We start from the raw sequence: 15,803 nt of genomic DNA, 5'->3' as shown, positions 1-15,803 counted from the left end.
CCTGTCAACAACGATTTCCATCTTGTCCCGCCGGGCGGGAGGGGTATTGGGCGCGCGGGCGGCGCTTGCGGGCCGCCGCCTATACAATTTGCCCATGACTTCTCCCAAGATTCCCGATTCCCTGCGCCGCGTCGTGCTGGCGTCCAACAACGCCGGCAAGCTGCGCGAATTCTCGGCCCTGTTCGCGCCCCTGGGCATCGAACTGGTGCCCCAGGGCGAGCTGGGCGTGCCCGAAGCCGAAGAGCCGCACGTTACGTTCGTCGAAAACGCGCTGGCCAAGGCCCGCCACGCCAGCCGCCTGACCGGCCTGCCGGCGCTGGCCGACGATTCCGGCCTGTGCGTGGCCGCGCTGGACGGCGGCCCGGGCGTGTATTCGGCGCGCTATGCCCAGATGAACGGCGGCGAAAAGTCCGACCAGGCCAACAATGCGCTGTTGGTGAGCCGCCTGGCCGGCGTGGCCGACCGCAGCGCCTGGTACGTGGCGGTGCTGGCCCTGGTGCGTTCGGAAAACGATCCCCGGCCGCTCATCGGGGAGGGCCTGTGGCATGGCGAGATCATCGACCAGCCCGAAGGCGCCAACGGCTTTGGCTACGATCCGCATTTCTACCTGCCCGACATGGCCCTGACCGCCGCGTCCCTCGAACCCGAGGAAAAGAACCGGGTCAGCCATCGCGCCCGCGCGCTGCGCGAACTGCTCGGCAAGCTGAGCCAGGCTTGACGAGGGCGCCGCGCGGCGCCAGGTCCAGGAATCACGCATGTCCATCATCATTCCCATCCGCAACGACATGGGCGCGCCGTCGTCGCGCCCGAAACCGCCGGCCGGCGCCACGCTGAGCAGCCTGCCGCCGCTGTCGATCTACGTGCACGTGCCGTGGTGCGTGCGCAAATGCCCGTACTGCGATTTCAATTCACACGCCGCGCCCGGGGAAGGCATCCCCGAGCGCGCCTACCTGGACGCGCTGCGCAGCGACCTGGAGCAGGCCCTGCCTTCCATCTGGGGGCGGCAGGTGGTGTCCGTCTTCATCGGCGGCGGCACGCCCAGCCTGCTGTCGTCGGCCGGGTTGGACGAGCTGCTGGCCATGCTGCGCGCCTACCTGAACCTCTGGCCCGACGCCGAGATCACCATGGAAGCGAACCCGGGCACGGCCGAGGCCGGCCGCTTCCGGGACTACGCCGCCAGCGGCGTCACGCGATTCTCGCTGGGCATCCAGAGCTTCGACGATGCCCAGCTGAAAAAGCTGGGCCGCATCCATGATTCGGCCCAGGCGCGGGCGGCCATCGAAATGGCGCAGCGCGCCGTGCCGCGCGTGAACCTGGACGTGATGTTCGCGCTGCCGGGCCAGACGCTGGACGCCTGTGTGGCCGATCTGCGCCAGGCCGTGGCGTTCGGCACCGAGCATCTGTCGCTCTACCACCTGACCATGGAACCCAACACTGTCTTCGCCAAATTCCCGCCCGAAGACCTGCCGGACGACGACACCAGCGCCGCCATGCAGGAAGCGGTGGAGGGGGAACTGGCCGCGGCGGGCCTGGCGCGCTACGAGGTGTCGGCCTATGCCCGGCCCGGCGCCCGCTGCCGGCACAATCTGAATTACTGGGAGTTCGGCGATTACCTGGGCATCGGCCCGGGCGCCCACGGCAAGCTGTCCTTCCACGACCGCATCGTGCGCGAAGCGCGGCTGCGCGGCCCGGACTCCTGGATGCAGGCCGCGATGGCGCGCGACGGCAGCCATATCGCGGAAAGCCGGCAGGTCGGCCCGGATGAACTGCCGTTCGAATTCATGCTGAACGCGCTGCGCCTGAAGGACGGGGTGGCTTCCTCGACCTTCGACGAGCGCACCGGCTTGTCGCTGGCCGTTATCGCGCACCAATTGGAGGCAGCCTCGAAACGGGGCCTGCTGGACGCCGATCCGACCCGCCTGCGGGCGACGCCCCTGGGCTGGCGCTTCCTCAATGACCTGCAGGAAATGTTCCTGTAGCGTTTTCGCACCACGATGGGGCAATCATGCCCCATGCTTTGCACCAATATGGTGCTACATTTTCCCCTGAGCCCCAAGCCACCCTCCGGGAAACCCGGAGGAAAACCTGGCACGCATATTGCTTCCTTGGTTTATGCCAGTCGACGGGCAAGGCCCTCGACCTTTTTATCTAATGGAGATGACATGGCAAGCCCGAAAGACGTCCTGAAACAGATCGCCGACAACGAAGTCAAATTCGTGGATTTCCGCTTCACCGATACGGTTGGCCGTGAGCACCACGTGTCCGTGCCCACCAGCCAGATCGACGAAGACAAGCTGGAAAGCGGCCAGGCTTTCGACGGCTCCTCGATCCCGGGCTGGAAGGGCATCGAAGCGTCCGACATGCTCCTCATCCCCGACTGCTCGACCGGCAACCTGGATCCGTTCCGCGAAGAACCGACCCTGATCCTGTCGTGCGACGTCGTCGAACCCTCCGACCTGAAGGGCTATGACCGCGACCCGCGCTCGCTGGCCAAGCGCGCCGAAGCCTACCTCAAGTCCTCCGGCCTGGGCGACACCGCCTACTTCGGTCCGGAACCCGAATTCTTCGTGTTCGACGGCGTGAGCTGGAACACCGACATGTCGGGCACCTTCGTCAAGATCAAGTCGGAAGAGGCCTCCTGGTCCACCGGCCTGGATTTCGAAGGCGGCAACACCGGCCATCGCCCCGCCGTGAAGGGCGGCTACTTCCCCGTGCCCCCGGTCGATTCCTTCCAGGACATGCGTTCGGAAATGTGCCTGCTGATGGAACAGATGGGCGTGCCGGTCGAAGTGCACCACCATGAAGTGGCCGGCGCCGGCCAGCTCGAAATCGGCACCAAGTTCAGCACGCTGGTGCAGCGCGCCGACTGGACGCAGATCACCAAGTACATCATTCACAACGTGGCCCACGCCTACGGCAAGACCGCCACCTTCATGCCCAAGCCCATCGTCGGCGACAACGGCTCGGGCATGCACGTGCACCAGTCGATCTGGAAGGACGGCCAGAACCTGTTCGCGGGCAACGGCTACGCCGGCCTGTCGGAATTCGCGCTGTACTACATCGGCGGCATCATCAAGCACGCCCGCGCGCTGAACGCCATCACCAACCCCGGCACCAACTCGTACAAGCGCCTGGTCCCGCACTACGAAGCCCCGGTCAAGCTGGCCTACTCGGCCCGCAACCGTTCGGCCTCGATCCGCATTCCGTACGTCGGCAACCCGAAGGGCCGCCGCGTCGAAGCGCGCTTCCCGGACCCCCTGGCCAACCCGTACCTGGCGTTCTCGGCCCTGATGATGGCCGGCCTGGACGGCGTGCAGAACAAGATCCACCCGGGCGATCCGGCCGACAAGAACCTGTACGACCTGCCGCCGGAAGAAGACGCGAAGATCCCGACCGTCTGCTCCTCGCTGGAACAGGCCCTGGAAGCCCTGGACGGCGACCGCGAGTTCCTGACCCGCGGCGGCGTGTTCAGCAACGACATGCTGTCGGCCTACATCGACCTGAAGATGGCCGATGTGAACCGCCTGCGCATGACGACGCACCCGGTCGAGTTCGACATGTACTACAGTCTCTGATCGCGAGGCTGTGGCTGGGGGAGCGCGATGATGTAGGCAGAAACCAGGGCCCGCACCACGCGCACCGCCAGACCGCGGATCGACAAACTGTCCGCCAGGCCCCAGGCCCGGCGGGCAGGGCGCCGGCTTCCGGCGACGTCGCGCTCCGCTTTCCCCTCACATTCGGGTATGTTGAAAAATGAATGTAGAAGCTCTCGATCTGCTAGCCACGTCCGTTTTCCTGGTCAACGAGCGCGGTCATATCGAATACGCCAACGCGGCCGCCGAAGACTTGTTCGGCCGCTCGCGCAAGCAACTGAACGGGCACTCCGCCGCGACGCTGTTCGACAGTCCGGAAAACATCCAATCCTCCATCGACCGCGCCGCCGCCGGCCGCTATGCCGACGTCAGGCAGCTGGCGTCCCTGCGCCGCGCCACGGAATCCGTGGAAGTGTCGGTGACGACGGTGGGGCTGACGGGCCAGCGCTGGCCCGTCCTGATCGAAACGCGCGAAATCGAGCAGCGCGTGCTGGCCGACCGCAACCACCGGCTGGTCGACGAGATCGAGGCGCACCGCGAGCTGTTGCGCAACCTGGCGCATGAAGTCAAGAATCCCCTGGGCGGCCTGCGCGGCGCCGCGCAATTGCTGGAAGCCGAGCTGCCCAGCGCGGCCCTGGCCGAGTACACCCAGGTCATCATTTCCGAAGCCGACCGCCTGCAGGCGCTGGTGGACCGCCTGAGCGGCCCGCAACGCGTCCCGCTGAATGCGCGGCCGGTGAATATCCACGAGATCTGCGAGCGCGTCTGCGCGCTGATCCAGGCCGAGTTCCGCAACGAAGTCACGCTGCTGCGCGACTACGACGCGTCGATGCCCGACCTGAAGGGCGATGCCGCCCGCCTGATGCAGGCCGTCCTGAACGTGGCGCGCAACGCCGCCCAGGAACTGGTCGCCCGGCCCCAGGGGCCGCAAACCGAACCCGGTGTCGTCACCCTGCGCACGCGCGTGGCGCGGCAGGTCATGCTGGCGCACAAGCAGCACCGCCTGGCGCTGGTGCTGTCCATCATCGATAACGGCCCCGGCGTGCCGGACCACATCCGCGACCGCATCTTCCATCCGCTGGTCACGGCGCGCGCCGGCGGCACCGGCCTGGGCCTGAGCCTGGCGCAGGACTTCGTGCAGCAGCATGGCGGCATCATCGAATTTGAATCCCGACCGGGGCGCACCGAGTTTCGCCTGGTCCTTCCGATGGAGCCTGCACACTGATGAAACCCGTATGGATCGTCGATGATGACCAGGCCATCCGCTGGGTCCTGGAAAAGGCGCTGGCCCGTGCCGGCGTCCCCACCCGCAGTTTTTCCCAGTCGGCCGACGTGCTGGAGGCGCTGTCGCGCGAAACCCCGGTCGCGCTGGTGTCCGATATCCGCATGCCCGGCGGCAATGGCCTGGAACTGCTGCGGCAGCTCAAGGAGCGCCATCCCGGCCTGCCGGTGATCGTGATGACGGCCTTCGCCGACCTGGACAGCACCGTGTCCGCCTTCCAGGGCGGCGCGTTCGACTACCTGGCCAAGCCGTTCGACGTGAACGAGGCGGTGGCGCTGATCCAGCGCGCCATGCAGGAATCGACCCCGCCCGAAACCCCCGAAGGGCAGGGCGAGTCGGCGCAGAACAACGAGCGCTGGATGATGACGCAGTCCTCGTCCACCGCCATGCAGGAAGTGTTCCGCGCCATCGGCCGGCTGGCGCAATCCAAGGTCACCGTGCTGATCACCGGCGAATCCGGGACCGGCAAGGAACTGGTGGCCCGCGCCCTGCACGGGCACGGCGTGCGCGCCGGCGGCCCCTTCGTGGCGCTGAACGCGGCGGCCATTCCGCGCGATCTTCTCGAAGCCGAACTCTTCGGCCACGAGCGCGGCGCCTTCACGGGCGCCAATACCCTGCGCCGCGGCCGTTTCGAGGAAGCGCACGGCGGAACGCTGTTCCTGGACGAAATCGGCGACATGCCGATCGAGCTCCAGACGCGGCTGCTGCGCGTGCTGGCCGAAGGCAGCTTCTATCGGGTGGGCGGCGCGCAGCCGGTGCGGGTGGACGTGCGCATCGTGGCCGCCACGCACCAGCCGCTGGAGCAGCGCGTCGAGCAGGGGCTGTTCCGCGAGGACTTGTTCCATCGCCTGAACGTGATCCGGCTGCGCCTGCCGCCGCTGCGCGAGCGCGTGGAGGACATTCCCGCGCTGGCCGGCCATTTCCTGACCGCCAGCGCCCGCGCCCTGGGTGTGCCGGTCAAGCGGCTGACGCCCGAGGCGCTGGCGGTGCTGACCAAGTTCGATTTCCCCGGCAACGTGCGCCAACTGGAGAATTTCTGCCACTGGCTCACGGTGATGGCGCCGGGCCAGACGGTGGAGCCGGCGGATCTGCCGCCGGAGATCCGCGCCATGGAGCATCAGCAGCACGCGATCCCCGCGCCGCGTCCGGCCGCGCCGATCGCGGGCGTGGGCACCGTGCTGCCGGCCGCCGCGCCGGCCGACGAGGGCGCGCCGCGCAACTGGCAGGATTCGCTGCTGCGCGACGCCCAGTACCGGCTGGAGCGCGGCGAGCCCGCCGTCATGGCCACGCTGACGCGCCAGTTCGAGAAGATCCTGCTGCAAAGCGCGCTGGACGCCAGCCGCGGCCGCCGCGTGGAAGCGGCCTCGCGCCTGGGCATCGGCCGCAACACCATCACGCGCAAGCTGCGCGAGCTGGGCATCGAAGACGAGTAGGGCGCGTCGCCGTGAAACCCGCGGGCGGCGCTTTGCCGCCCGCGCCTCGCAAGGCTTGCGCTCACCCCATGCCGAGCAGCCCTTCGCACAAGCGCGGCGACTTCAGCTTCTGCAGCCACCACTTCAGCGCCTCTCCCGGCGCCTCCGCCCGCCACGCATACGCCACGTGCTCGGTCAGCGACATGCCCTCGTCGGTATCGCAGATCACGAGCACGCCCTGCGCCAGATAGGGCGCCGCCAGCGTCAGCGGCAGGTATCCGCAACCCAATCCACGGATCTGCGCCTCGATCTTGGCCTGCATCGTCGGCATCACCAGCGTCGGCTGCTCGGCCAGGATGCCGCGTGATTGCGGCGGCAGGTTGCGCGAGGTATCGGCCACCACTACCGCGCAATAGCGCGTGATGTCGGCCCGGCTCAAGGGTTGCGGCGCCGACGCCAGCGGATGGTGCGCCGCCACGCAGAAGCCGAATTGCGCCTGGCCCATGGTCTGCGACCGGTAGGGGCCGGTCGGCTCGCCCGCGGCGCCCGCGCCGATCACCAGGTCGGCGCGGTTCGAGGTCAGCGCATCCCAGGTGCCGCTCAGCACTTCGGTCGAAAAGCGCAGGGTGGTTGCGCTGCCCAGCGCCTGGAACTCTTCGACCAGGTCGTACAGCGGCCGCCAGGGCAGCACCGCGCTCACCGCGATGCGCAGCTCCACCTCCCAGCCCGTGGCGATGCGCTTGACCCGGCAGGCCAGGTCGTCCAGCGATTGCAGCACGTGGCGGCCATCCTTGAGCAGGGTTTCGCCGGCCGGCGTCAGCACGGCCCGGTGGCCCGAGCGGTCGAACAGCAGCACGTCCAGCCCGTCTTCCAGCTTGCGGATCGCATAGGTCACGGCGGAGGGCACCTTGTTCAGTTCGCGCGCCGCCTTGGCGAAACTGCCATGGCGCGCGATCGCGTCCACCAGGATGAGCAATTCGGGCGTGATCGGCTGCATGGGAGGGCTCCGGGAATGTCATTCAAATAATTTGAATGGTTTCTTCAAATCATAGCGCCGAACCGACCCCCAAGCACGCGCACAATGTCATTCATGCCGGTTGAGCAGAGCCCGGCTTCCAGTCGGAAGGAAAGGAAGCCAGCCACCGCAAGACCATTCATTTATTTGAAACAGGGAGTCCACGATGCTTACCATTCGCCGTAGCGCCGAACGCGGTCACGCCAACCACGGGTGGCTCGATTCGTTCCACACCTTCTCGTTCGCCAACTACTACGATCCCGCCCACATGGGTTTCGGGGCGCTGCGCGTGATCAACGATGACCGCATCGCCGCCGGCCGCGGTTTCGGGACGCACGGCCACCGCGACATGGAGATCATCACCTATGTGCTGGACGGCGCGATCGCGCACAAGGACAGCATGGGCAGCGGCTCCACCATCCAGCCCGGCAATGTGCAGCGGATGAGCGCCGGCCGCGGCGTGATGCACTCGGAGTTCAACCCGCGCGCCGACAAGGAAACGCACATGCTGCAGATCTGGATCGAGCCGAACGTCACCGGCATCGCGCCGGAGTATGAAGAAAAGGCGTTCAGCGACGCGCAAAAGCGCGGCCGCCTGCAAGCCCTGGTGTCGGGCGACGGCGTCGACGGCTCGATGACGATCCATCAGGACGTGCGGCTCTATGCCGGCTTGTTCGACGGCGACGAGTCGGCCACGCTGGAACTGGCCCCCGGCCGCCGCGCCTGGGTGCACGTGGCGCGCGGCAGCCTGACGGTCAACGGCGTCGCGCTGTCGGCCGGCGACGCGGTCGCCATCAGCGATGAAACGCGGGTGGAGCTGTCCGGCGGCGACCAGGCCGAAGTGCTGGTGTTCGACCTGGCCTGACGGCCGGCGGCCGGGCGGTCCGATGCGCCGCCCGGCCTTGTTTTCGATGCGTGGCGGGCTCGTCCTCTGGCGGCGGGCCGGCTGGCGGTTCAGTAAAGTCCCCGGGAGCCTTAACATGGCTCCAAGCAGGCCAACCTACAGGAGCATTCCATGTCCACCTTGTCCCAACCCGGCGATAGCCAGATCGAAACCGTGGTGGTGCCGCGCAGCAGCGACCTCGGCGGCTTCGAAGTCCGCCGCGCGCTGCCCTCGGCGCAGCGCCGCACCGTCGGCCCGTTCGTGTTCCTGGACCACATGGGCCCGGTCGAGTTCGCCGCCGGCTCGGGCATCGACGTGCGGCCGCATCCGCACATCGGCCTGTCCACCGTGACCTACCTGTACGAAGGCTCGATGGTGCACCGCGACGGCGCCGGCAACACCCAGACCATCCTGCCCGGCGAGGTGAACTGGATGACGGCCGGGCGCGGCATCGTCCACTCCGAACGCTCATCGCCCGAAAGTCGCCAGGCCGCGCAGCGCCTGGCCGGGCTGCAGATCTGGGTCGGCCTGCCCAAGGAGCACGAGGAAACCGATCCCGGCTTCACGCACTATGGCCTGGATGCCCAGCCCGTGGTCGAAGGCGAGGGCGTGCGCGCCCAGGTCGTGGCCGGCTCGCTGTTCGGCAAGACCTCCGCGGTCAAGACCCATTCGCCGCTGTTCTATGGCGACATGCAGCTGCAGGCCGGCGCCGTCACGGTGCTGCCGGCCGAACACGAAGAGCGCGCCGCCTACCTGGCGATCGGCTCGGTCGAGGTGGATGGGCAGGTGTTCGAGAGCGGCCGCCTGATCGTGTTCGCGCCGGGGCGCCCCGTGCAGATCCGCGCCTGTACCGACGCGCGTTTCGCGGTGCTTGGCGGCGAGCCGCTGGACGGCCCGCGCTTCATCTGGTGGAACTTCGTTTCCAGCAGCAAGGACCGCATCGAGCAGGCCAAGGAAGACTGGCAGCGCAACCGCTTCGGCCAGACCGTGCCGGGCGACGAAACCGAGTTCATCCCGCTGCCGCCGCCGCGCGCCTAGCGCCCCGGAACCGCCCGGCCCGCCGGGCGGCGGTATGATGCCCGTCCCGACCCCAACAACAAACCGGGATGGAGACACCATGCAACGCTATACCGTCAACGCGCTGCGCGGCCTGGCCGCGCTGGCGCTGATCCAGGGCGCCTCGTCGGCGCTCGCGGCAGGCTATCCGGCCAAGCCCATTACCTTCATCGTTCCCTATACCGCGGGCGGCACCACCGACCTGGTGGCGCGCACGGCCGGCCAGAAAGTGGCCGAGAAGCTGGGCCAGCCGGTCATCGTCGAGAACCGTCCGGGCGCGGGCGGCAACATCGGCATGGACGCGGTGGCCAAGGCCGCGCCCGACGGGTACACCATCGGTTTCGGCGCGATCTCCACGAACGCGCTCAATCCCTTCGTCTATCCGTCCATGCCTTTCGACCCCACCAAGGACTTCACCGGCGTCAGCATGCTGGGCGCGTCCACCGTGGTGCTGGAGACCGGGCCGGCCTTGAAGGTGGATAGCGTCAAGGACCTGGTGGCCTATGCCAAGCAGCATCCGGGCACCTCGTTCGGCACGCCGGGCACGGGCACCTCGATGCACCTGGCCGGCGTGATGTTCGACCAGCTGACCGGCGCGGGCATGCAGCATATTCCGTACAAGGGCAGCGCCCAGGGGCTGAACGATCTGCTGGGCGGGCACCTGCCGGTGATGTTCGACAACCTGCCGGCGTCGCTGCCGCACATCAAGGCGGGCAAGGTGCATGCGCTGGCGGTCACGGGCAGCAAGCGCGCGCCGGCGCTGCCGGACGTGCCGACCCTGGCCGAGCTGGGCTACGAAGCGGCGGTGGTGGACCCGTGGTTCGCGGTCTATGGGCCGGCGGGCATGACGCCCGAGACCACGAAGGCGCTGAGCGACGCGTTCCAGTGGGCGCTGGCCCTGCCGGAAGTGAAGGAGAAGCTGGAGCAGGCCGGCTTCATGCCCTACGGGTCCACGCCCCAGGAAGTGGAGCGCCTGACCCGCAGCCAGCACGAAGCCTTCAAGGCCCTGTCGCAGAAGGTCAAACTGTCCGCGGACTGACCGCGGCCACGCCGTTCAGCGGCCGCGGGCGAAGGCCTGCTCGCGCCGCTCTTCCAGCGCCTCGCGGCGGATGAAGTCGCGCACGAAGGCGTCGGCCGGATGGTGATGCAGGTTGTAGGGCGTGTCCCATTGGGCGATGCGGCCCTTGGACATGATGCCGATGCGGTCGGCGATGGCGAAGGCCTCGGCCTGGTTGTGCGTGACCAGGATGGCCGTGTGGCCGGTGCTCTTGAGGATGTCGCGCACCTCGAAGGCCAGGCGCTCGCGCGTGTCCACGTCGAGGTTGGAGAAGGGCTCGTCCAGCAGCAGCAGGTCGGGCGAGGGCGCCAGCGCGCGCGCCAGGGCCACGCGCTGCTGCTGGCCGCCGGAGATCTCGTGCGGATAGCTGCTGGCGGCGTGCGCCAGGCCCACCAGTTCCAGCATCTCCTCGACCCGGCGGGCGCGCTCGGCGCGCGCCAGCTTGCGCAGCCCGAAGGCCACGTTGAGCGCCACCGTCAGGTGCGGGAACAAGGCGTAGTCCTGGAACATCATGCCGACGCGGCGCAGTTCCGGCGCCACCTGCACGGTGGGCGAGGAGATGACCGTGCCGTCGAGCAGGATGCGTCCGGCGCGCACCGGCTCGAAGCCGGCGATGGCGCGCAGCACGGTGGTCTTGCCGCAGCCGGATTCGCCCAGCAGGCAGCCGATGTGCCCCACGGGCAGGCCCAGGGTCAGGTCCTGCACCACGGGCTTCAGGCCGGCGGGCGTGTCGTAGGCCAGGGAAAGGTGATCGATTTCTAACAGATCGGGCACGATGATCAATGTCCCATTTTCAGATTGGTCCGCGCCAGCAGGATGACGGGAAAGAGGCCGGCGAGCACGATGGCCAGCGCCGCCACGGCGCCTTCCTCGTACGTGCCGCGGGCGGCTTCCGCGTAGAGCCAGGTGGCCAGGGTGTCGAAGTTCATGGGGCGCAGCAGCAGCGTCGCGGGCAGCTCCTTCATGGCGTCCACGAAGACCAGCAGCGCGCTGGCCGCCAGCGCCGGGCGCAGCAGCGGCAGGTGCACGCGGCGCAGCGTGCCCGCCGAGCTCTCGCCCAGCAGGCGCGACGCCTGTTCGAGCGAGGGCGGGATGCGCGCCAGCCCGGCTTCCAGCGCGCCGGTGGAGATCGCCAGGAAACGGATGGCATAGGCGCACACCAGCGCGCCCATCGAGCCCATCAGGAACAGGCCGCCGCCGCCGAACACCTTGGCGACCGCGGTGTCGATCCAGACGAACGGGGTCAGCAGCCCGATGGCCAGCACGGTGCCGGGCACCGCGTAGCCCAGGCTGGCGACGCGGGCGCAGGCGCGCCCGGGATTGAAGCCGGCGCTTTCTCGCAGGGTGCGCCCCGCCCAGGCGACCACCAGGCCGCACACCAGCGTGACCACGGTGGCGCTGAACGCCACGATCAGCGTATTGCTCAAGCCCCGGATCAACTGGTCCGAGACGCCGCCCACCAGGTGCAGGCGCTTATAGGTTTCGACGAGGAGGTACAGCGCGGGGGCGACGAAGCCGATCAGCACCGGGATCCAGCCCAGGGCCGTCGCGACCAGGGCGGCCGGGCCGCGCAGGCGGCGCGGCTGCATCGGGCGCATGCGCTGGGTATTGGCGTAGCGCTGGCGCTTGCGCCCATGGCGTTCCAGCAGGATCAGCCCGATCACGATGGCCAGCATCGTCAGCGCGATCTGGGCCGCGCCGGCCAGGTCCGAGCGCGTGACCCAGGTGGTGTAGACCGAAACCGTCAGCGTCTGCACGCCGAGGAACTCGGAGGCGCCGATGTCGTTCAGCGTTTCCAGCAACGCCAGGCTGACGCCGACCACGATGGCGGGGCGCGCGAGGGGCAGGGCGACGCGGAAGAACACCGCCACGCGGCCGGCGCCCAGCGTGCGGGCGGCTTCGAGCAGGCTGGCCGCCTGCGTCATGAACATGACGCGGGTGCTCAGGTACACATAGGGGTACAGCACGAAGCCCAGCACGAAAATCGCGCCGTAGATCGAGCGCAGGTCGGGCAGGCGGAACTGGCGCGGGCTGTCGTAGCCCAGCAGCGCGCGGATGGCGGTCTGTATGGGGCCGATGGGATGCAGCAGGTCCAGGTAGGCGAAGGCGATGATGTAGGTGGGCACCGCCAGCGGCAGCAGCAGCGCCCAGGTCAGGACGCGGCGGGTGGGGAAGTCGTAGGCGGTCACCAGCCACGCGGCGCCGGTGCCCAGCAACGTTACCACCACGCCGACGCCGGCCAGCAGCACGGCGGTATTGGCCAGCGCCTGGGGCAATACGTAGCTGGCAAGGTGCTGCCAGTGGGAGAGCTCGCCGCCCAGCGCCCACCAGCCCAGCGTCAGCACGGGCGCGAGCACGGCCAGCGCGATCAGGGCGGCGCCGGCCAGCCAGCCGGCCCCGCGTTCAGTCCAGCGCAGACGCAGCGGCCGGGGCAAGGAATCTGTATGCATGCTTCAAAGTCGATTGCATCAATGGCAAGGCCTGCTCCCCCGGAAAAGAAGGGAGCAGGCCCTGCGCGCGGACCTGAAAATCGTCCGCGCGTCCGTCACTGCCGCATGGCGGAGCCGCGCATCGAGGCGCGGCGGTCCATGGGCCTATCAGTTGTCGAAACCGACCTTGTCCACCAGTTCGCTGGCTTGCTTGCGATGCTTGGCGATCTCGGTCAGGGGCAGCGGGTCCACCTTCAGTTCGCCGAAGCTGGCGATGACGGGATCCAGCTTCACGCCCTTGCGGACGGGATACTCGTAGTTGGCCTGGGCGTACAGCGCCTGGGCGGGTTCGGAAACCAGGAAGTCCAGCAGCTTGACGGCGTTGGCCTTGTTGGGGGCGTGGGCGGCCACGGCGGCGCCGCTGACGTTCACGTGCGTGCCGCCGCTCTTGGCGTTGGCGAAGGTCGGGCGGATGACCTTGATGGCGTCGCCCCACTTGCGGGCGTCCGTGCCCGGCTCGGCGTTCTTCATGTGGCCGACGTAGTAGGCATTGGCCAGGCCGATGTCGCAGATGCCGCCCAGGATGTCGCGAGCCACGTCGCGGTCGCCGCCGGCGGCCTTGCGGGCCAGGTTGGCCTTCACGCCGCGCAGCCATTTTTCGGTGGCTTCGGCGCCGTCGTGCGCGATCATGGAGGCGACCAGCGCGGTGTTGTAGGGGTGTTGGCCGGAACGGATGCAGACCTTGCCCTTCCACTTGGGATCGGCCAGGTCTTCGTAGCGGAAGCTTTCCAGCTTCAGGTCCTTTTCCACGTACAGCACGCGGTCGCGCAGCGACAGGGCGTACCACTTGCCGTCGGCGCCGCGCAGGTTGGCGGGGATGACCGATTCCAGGGTCTGCGACTTGACCGACTGCGTCACGCCGCCGTCCACCAGGTCGAGCAGGTTGCCGATGTCCACGGTCATGAGCACGTCGGCGGGCGACTTCGCGCCTTCGGCCTTGACGCGTTCCAGCAGGCCGTCCTTGACGAACACGGTGTTGACCTTGATGCCGCTTTCCTTCGTGAAGGCGTCGAGCAGGGGCTGGATCAGCTTGGGCTCGCGGGTCGTGTACAGGCTGACTTCCTCGGCGGCGTTGGCCGACACGGTGAAGGCGGCGGCGCCGGCCAGCGCCAGGGCGCGCAGCAGCGATTTCAATTGGGGACGCTTGGTCATGACGAGGTGCTCCGGCTAGGGCTGCAGCGGGCGGGCGCGACAGGAGGCCCGTTGCCGCTGCTTAAAAAGCGGTCTGCTAACGAAAATGATTATCAAATTGGCATGCGACGATAACAGGAAGCTTTGCGCCGTTCAACTATTAGTAAGTCGAAGGTTCCCGCCCTTGATCCCCATCAATACGGCATAAGGGTATTACGGAATAATGAGAGCAGTTATCATCAAGACCCTGTAGAATAGGGTCAACCCTAATGCCGGCCGCGTCCTTTGTGCGGTACGGAATGACCCCGCGGCGCGAGCCGGGCCCCAAGCCCGGGGGTGTCCGCCCTGAATAGATAAGACATGGCTGCTTTCAACACCGAGCGCGTATTGAGCGTGCACCACTGGAACGACACCCTGTTCTCCTTTACCACCACGCGTGACGCGGCCTTGCGGTTCCACAATGGCCACTTCGTCATGATCGGCCTGGAAGTCGAAGGCAAGCCCCTGCTGCGGGCCTACAGCATCGCCAGCGCCAACTACGAAGAAAACCTCGAATTCCTCAGCATCAAGGTGCAGAACGGCCCGCTCACGTCGCGCCTGCAGCACCTGAAGGAAGGCGACACCATCCTCGTCAGCCGCAAGCCCGTGGGCACGCTGGTCGTGGACGACCTGAAGCCGGGCAAGCACCTGTTCCTGTTCGGCACGGGCACCGGCCTGGCGCCCTTCATGAGCATCATCAAGGACCCGGACGTCTACGAACGCTTCGACAAGGTCATCCTGGTGCACGGCGTGCGCTGGGTCAGCGAACTGGCCTACGCCGACTTCATCGAGAAGGAACTGCCGAACAACGAATTCTTCGGCGACGTGGTCCGCGAGAAGCTCGTGTACTACCCGACGGTCACCCGCGAGCCCTTCCGCAACCAGGGCCGCATCACGGAACTGATGGAAAACGGCAAGCTTTGCGCCGATATCGGCATTCCGCAAATCAACCCCGAAACCGATCGCGCCATGATCTGCGGCAGCCCGCATATGCTGGCCGACATCAGCGCCATGCTGGACAAGCGCGGCTTCACGGTGTCGCCGGGCGTGGGCCAGCCGGGCGACTACGTCGTGGAACGCGCCTTCGTGGACAAATAAGCCGCCGACACCGGCGCAGCATCGAAACCCACCGCATTGCGGTGGGTTTTTTTTCGCCCCGGCGCGGGGAGGGCGGAACCCGTCTTGTTGTGGTGCAGCTTAGGGTTAGCCCCCGCTGTCGCCGGCCAGAACGCTATCCCTATAATTCGTCCATAACATAAACATTATGTCCATATTATGGAAGGATAACCGATATGCCCATAGACAGGCCGGACGCCGAACCCCTTACTCCCTACCAATATCCCAACCCGCCCGAGGCCCTGCCCGAGATCGTGATTCCGCAGGCGGTGCCCGCCGATGAACGAGTGTGGGTGCCGCAGGCCGAGAACGTCTGGTTCCGGCCGCTCTGTCTGAACGCCAGCCAGGGCTACTGGACCAACCTGCTGCGCGTGCGGAAGTCGGGCGTGCTCAGCCGCCACCGCCATCCGCAGGCCGTGCACGGCTTCGTGCTCAAGGGCCGCTGGCGCTACCTGGAGCACGATTGGGAGGCCACCGAAGGCAGCTATGTGTTCGAGCCTCCGGGCGAGACGCACACGTTGTACGTGCCGCCCGACGTCGAGGAAATGATCACGTATTTCCAGGTCAACGGCGTCATGTACTACACCGATCCCTGGGGCAAGGGGATGGGATACGAAGACGTCTTCACCAAGATCGACATGTGCCGCAAGCACTACACCGAGGTCGGCCTCGGCGAAGACTACGTGCGCCAGTTCATCCGCTGACGCTGGCCGGCCTTGCGGGCCGGACG

Annotated in this window: 14 protein-coding genes; 10 read left to right on the top strand and 4 right to left on the bottom strand. The window is 67.5% G+C overall.

Features of this window, described 5'->3' with window-relative positions:
• The first annotated feature begins 94 nt into the window (after nucleotides 1–94).
• From rdgB to ntrC, 5 genes are all read left to right on the top strand, one after another.
• Nucleotides 95–718, top strand: coding sequence for an RdgB/HAM1 family non-canonical purine NTP pyrophosphatase (gene rdgB, locus ADE01S_RS13925; protein WP_062682286.1), 624 nt, complete (start codon nucleotides 95–97; stop codon nucleotides 716–718).
• A gap of 37 nt (nucleotides 719–755) precedes the next feature.
• A complete protein-coding gene (hemW, locus tag ADE01S_RS13920) occupies nucleotides 756–1,979 on the top strand; it encodes a radical SAM family heme chaperone HemW (protein WP_062682285.1) in 1,224 nt (407 codons plus the stop codon).
• Nucleotides 1,980–2,162: 183 nt separating this feature from the next.
• Nucleotides 2,163–3,575 carry a type I glutamate--ammonia ligase gene (gene glnA / locus ADE01S_RS13915; protein ID WP_062682284.1) on the top strand — a complete coding sequence of 471 codons (1,413 nt, stop codon included), beginning with the start codon at nucleotides 2,163–2,165 and terminating at the stop codon, nucleotides 3,573–3,575.
• A 178-nt stretch (nucleotides 3,576–3,753) separates the two neighbouring features.
• Nucleotides 3,754–4,818: a nitrogen regulation protein NR(II) gene (gene glnL, locus ADE01S_RS13910; protein ID WP_062682283.1), complete on the top strand. Its 1,065-nt coding sequence runs from the start codon at nucleotides 3,754–3,756 to the stop codon at nucleotides 4,816–4,818.
• Nucleotides 4,818–6,308: a nitrogen regulation protein NR(I) gene (ntrC, locus tag ADE01S_RS13905; RefSeq protein WP_062682282.1), complete on the top strand. Its 1,491-nt coding sequence runs from the start codon at nucleotides 4,818–4,820 to the stop codon at nucleotides 6,306–6,308. The genes glnL and ntrC overlap by 1 nt, the downstream gene beginning before the upstream one ends.
• A 61-nt stretch (nucleotides 6,309–6,369) precedes the next feature.
• Here the strand turns inward: ntrC and ADE01S_RS13900 are convergent, their stop codons facing one another.
• Entirely contained in the window at nucleotides 6,370–7,284 is a 915-nt protein-coding gene (locus ADE01S_RS13900; RefSeq protein WP_062682281.1) for a LysR family transcriptional regulator, read from the bottom strand.
• A gap of 184 nt (nucleotides 7,285–7,468) precedes the next feature.
• Between ADE01S_RS13900 and ADE01S_RS13895 the strand changes: the two genes are divergently transcribed.
• From ADE01S_RS13895 to ADE01S_RS13885, 3 genes are all read left to right on the top strand, one after another.
• Nucleotides 7,469–8,167 carry a pirin family protein gene (locus ADE01S_RS13895; RefSeq protein ID WP_062682280.1) on the top strand — a complete coding sequence of 233 codons (699 nt, stop codon included), beginning with the start codon at nucleotides 7,469–7,471 and terminating at the stop codon, nucleotides 8,165–8,167.
• 150 nt (nucleotides 8,168–8,317) lie between these two features.
• Entirely contained in the window at nucleotides 8,318–9,223 is a 906-nt protein-coding gene (locus tag ADE01S_RS13890) for a pirin family protein (protein WP_062682279.1), read from the top strand.
• 79 nt (nucleotides 9,224–9,302) lie between these two features.
• Nucleotides 9,303–10,280 (top strand): Bug family tripartite tricarboxylate transporter substrate binding protein, encoded by a 978-nt coding sequence (locus ADE01S_RS13885; RefSeq protein WP_062682278.1) that lies wholly within the window; start codon nucleotides 9,303–9,305, stop codon nucleotides 10,278–10,280.
• 15 nt (nucleotides 10,281–10,295) lie between these two features.
• Here ADE01S_RS13885 and ADE01S_RS13880 read toward each other — a convergent pair whose 3' ends face one another.
• The 3 genes from ADE01S_RS13880 to ADE01S_RS13870 form a co-directional block, all read right to left on the bottom strand.
• Entirely contained in the window at nucleotides 10,296–11,072 is a 777-nt protein-coding gene (locus ADE01S_RS13880; protein ID WP_087881453.1) for an ABC transporter ATP-binding protein, read from the bottom strand.
• Between the two features lie 5 nt (nucleotides 11,073–11,077).
• Nucleotides 11,078–12,748, bottom strand: a complete 1,671-nt coding sequence (locus tag ADE01S_RS13875) for an ABC transporter permease (RefSeq protein WP_062682276.1) — start codon at nucleotides 12,746–12,748, stop codon at nucleotides 11,078–11,080.
• Between the two features lie 147 nt (nucleotides 12,749–12,895).
• Nucleotides 12,896–13,939 carry a Fe(3+) ABC transporter substrate-binding protein gene (locus ADE01S_RS13870; RefSeq protein WP_062682275.1) on the bottom strand — a complete coding sequence of 348 codons (1,044 nt, stop codon included), beginning with the start codon at nucleotides 13,937–13,939 and terminating at the stop codon, nucleotides 12,896–12,898.
• 339 nt (nucleotides 13,940–14,278) lie between these two features.
• Here ADE01S_RS13870 and ADE01S_RS13865 point away from each other — a divergent pair, with 339 nt between their 5' ends.
• Nucleotides 14,279–15,055, top strand: coding sequence for a ferredoxin--NADP reductase (locus tag ADE01S_RS13865; RefSeq protein WP_062682274.1), 777 nt, complete (start codon nucleotides 14,279–14,281; stop codon nucleotides 15,053–15,055).
• A gap of 194 nt (nucleotides 15,056–15,249) precedes the next feature.
• A complete protein-coding gene (locus ADE01S_RS13860; RefSeq protein WP_062682273.1) occupies nucleotides 15,250–15,777 on the top strand; it encodes a 2,4'-dihydroxyacetophenone dioxygenase family protein in 528 nt (175 codons plus the stop codon).
• Nucleotides 15,778–15,803: the final 26 nt, after the last annotated feature.

The sequence above is a fragment of the Achromobacter denitrificans NBRC 15125 genome, assembly GCF_001571365.1.
GTDB lineage: Bacteria > Pseudomonadota > Gammaproteobacteria > Burkholderiales > Burkholderiaceae_B > Achromobacter > Achromobacter denitrificans.
The sequence above is the reverse complement of the archived record's forward strand: the minus strand, read 5'-3'. Positions and strand labels throughout refer to the sequence as shown.

What these genes read in the sequence shown, in the direction of transcription:
- rdgB (WP_062682286.1), top strand. Translation starts at nt 95, where the DNA reads ATGACTTCTCCCAAGATTCCCGATTCCCTGCGCCGCGTCGTGCTGGCG.
- hemW (WP_062682285.1), top strand. Translation starts at nt 756, where the DNA reads ATGTCCATCATCATTCCCATCCGCAACGACATGGGCGCGCCGTCGTCG.
- glnA (WP_062682284.1), top strand. Translation starts at nt 2,163, where the DNA reads ATGGCAAGCCCGAAAGACGTCCTGAAACAGATCGCCGACAACGAAGTC.
- glnL (WP_062682283.1), top strand. Translation starts at nt 3,754, where the DNA reads ATGAATGTAGAAGCTCTCGATCTGCTAGCCACGTCCGTTTTCCTGGTC.
- ntrC (WP_062682282.1), top strand. Translation starts at nt 4,818, where the DNA reads ATGAAACCCGTATGGATCGTCGATGATGACCAGGCCATCCGCTGGGTC.
- ADE01S_RS13900 (WP_062682281.1), bottom strand. Translation starts at nt 7,284, where the DNA reads ATGCAGCCGATCACGCCCGAATTGCTCATCCTGGTGGACGCGATCGCG.
- ADE01S_RS13895 (WP_062682280.1), top strand. Translation starts at nt 7,469, where the DNA reads ATGCTTACCATTCGCCGTAGCGCCGAACGCGGTCACGCCAACCACGGG.
- ADE01S_RS13890 (WP_062682279.1), top strand. Translation starts at nt 8,318, where the DNA reads ATGTCCACCTTGTCCCAACCCGGCGATAGCCAGATCGAAACCGTGGTG.
- ADE01S_RS13885 (WP_062682278.1), top strand. Translation starts at nt 9,303, where the DNA reads ATGCAACGCTATACCGTCAACGCGCTGCGCGGCCTGGCCGCGCTGGCG.
- ADE01S_RS13875 (WP_062682276.1), bottom strand. Translation starts at nt 12,748, where the DNA reads ATGCATACAGATTCCTTGCCCCGGCCGCTGCGTCTGCGCTGGACTGAA.
- ADE01S_RS13870 (WP_062682275.1), bottom strand. Translation starts at nt 13,939, where the DNA reads ATGACCAAGCGTCCCCAATTGAAATCGCTGCTGCGCGCCCTGGCGCTG.
- ADE01S_RS13865 (WP_062682274.1), top strand. Translation starts at nt 14,279, where the DNA reads ATGGCTGCTTTCAACACCGAGCGCGTATTGAGCGTGCACCACTGGAAC.
- ADE01S_RS13860 (WP_062682273.1), top strand. Translation starts at nt 15,250, where the DNA reads ATGCCCATAGACAGGCCGGACGCCGAACCCCTTACTCCCTACCAATAT.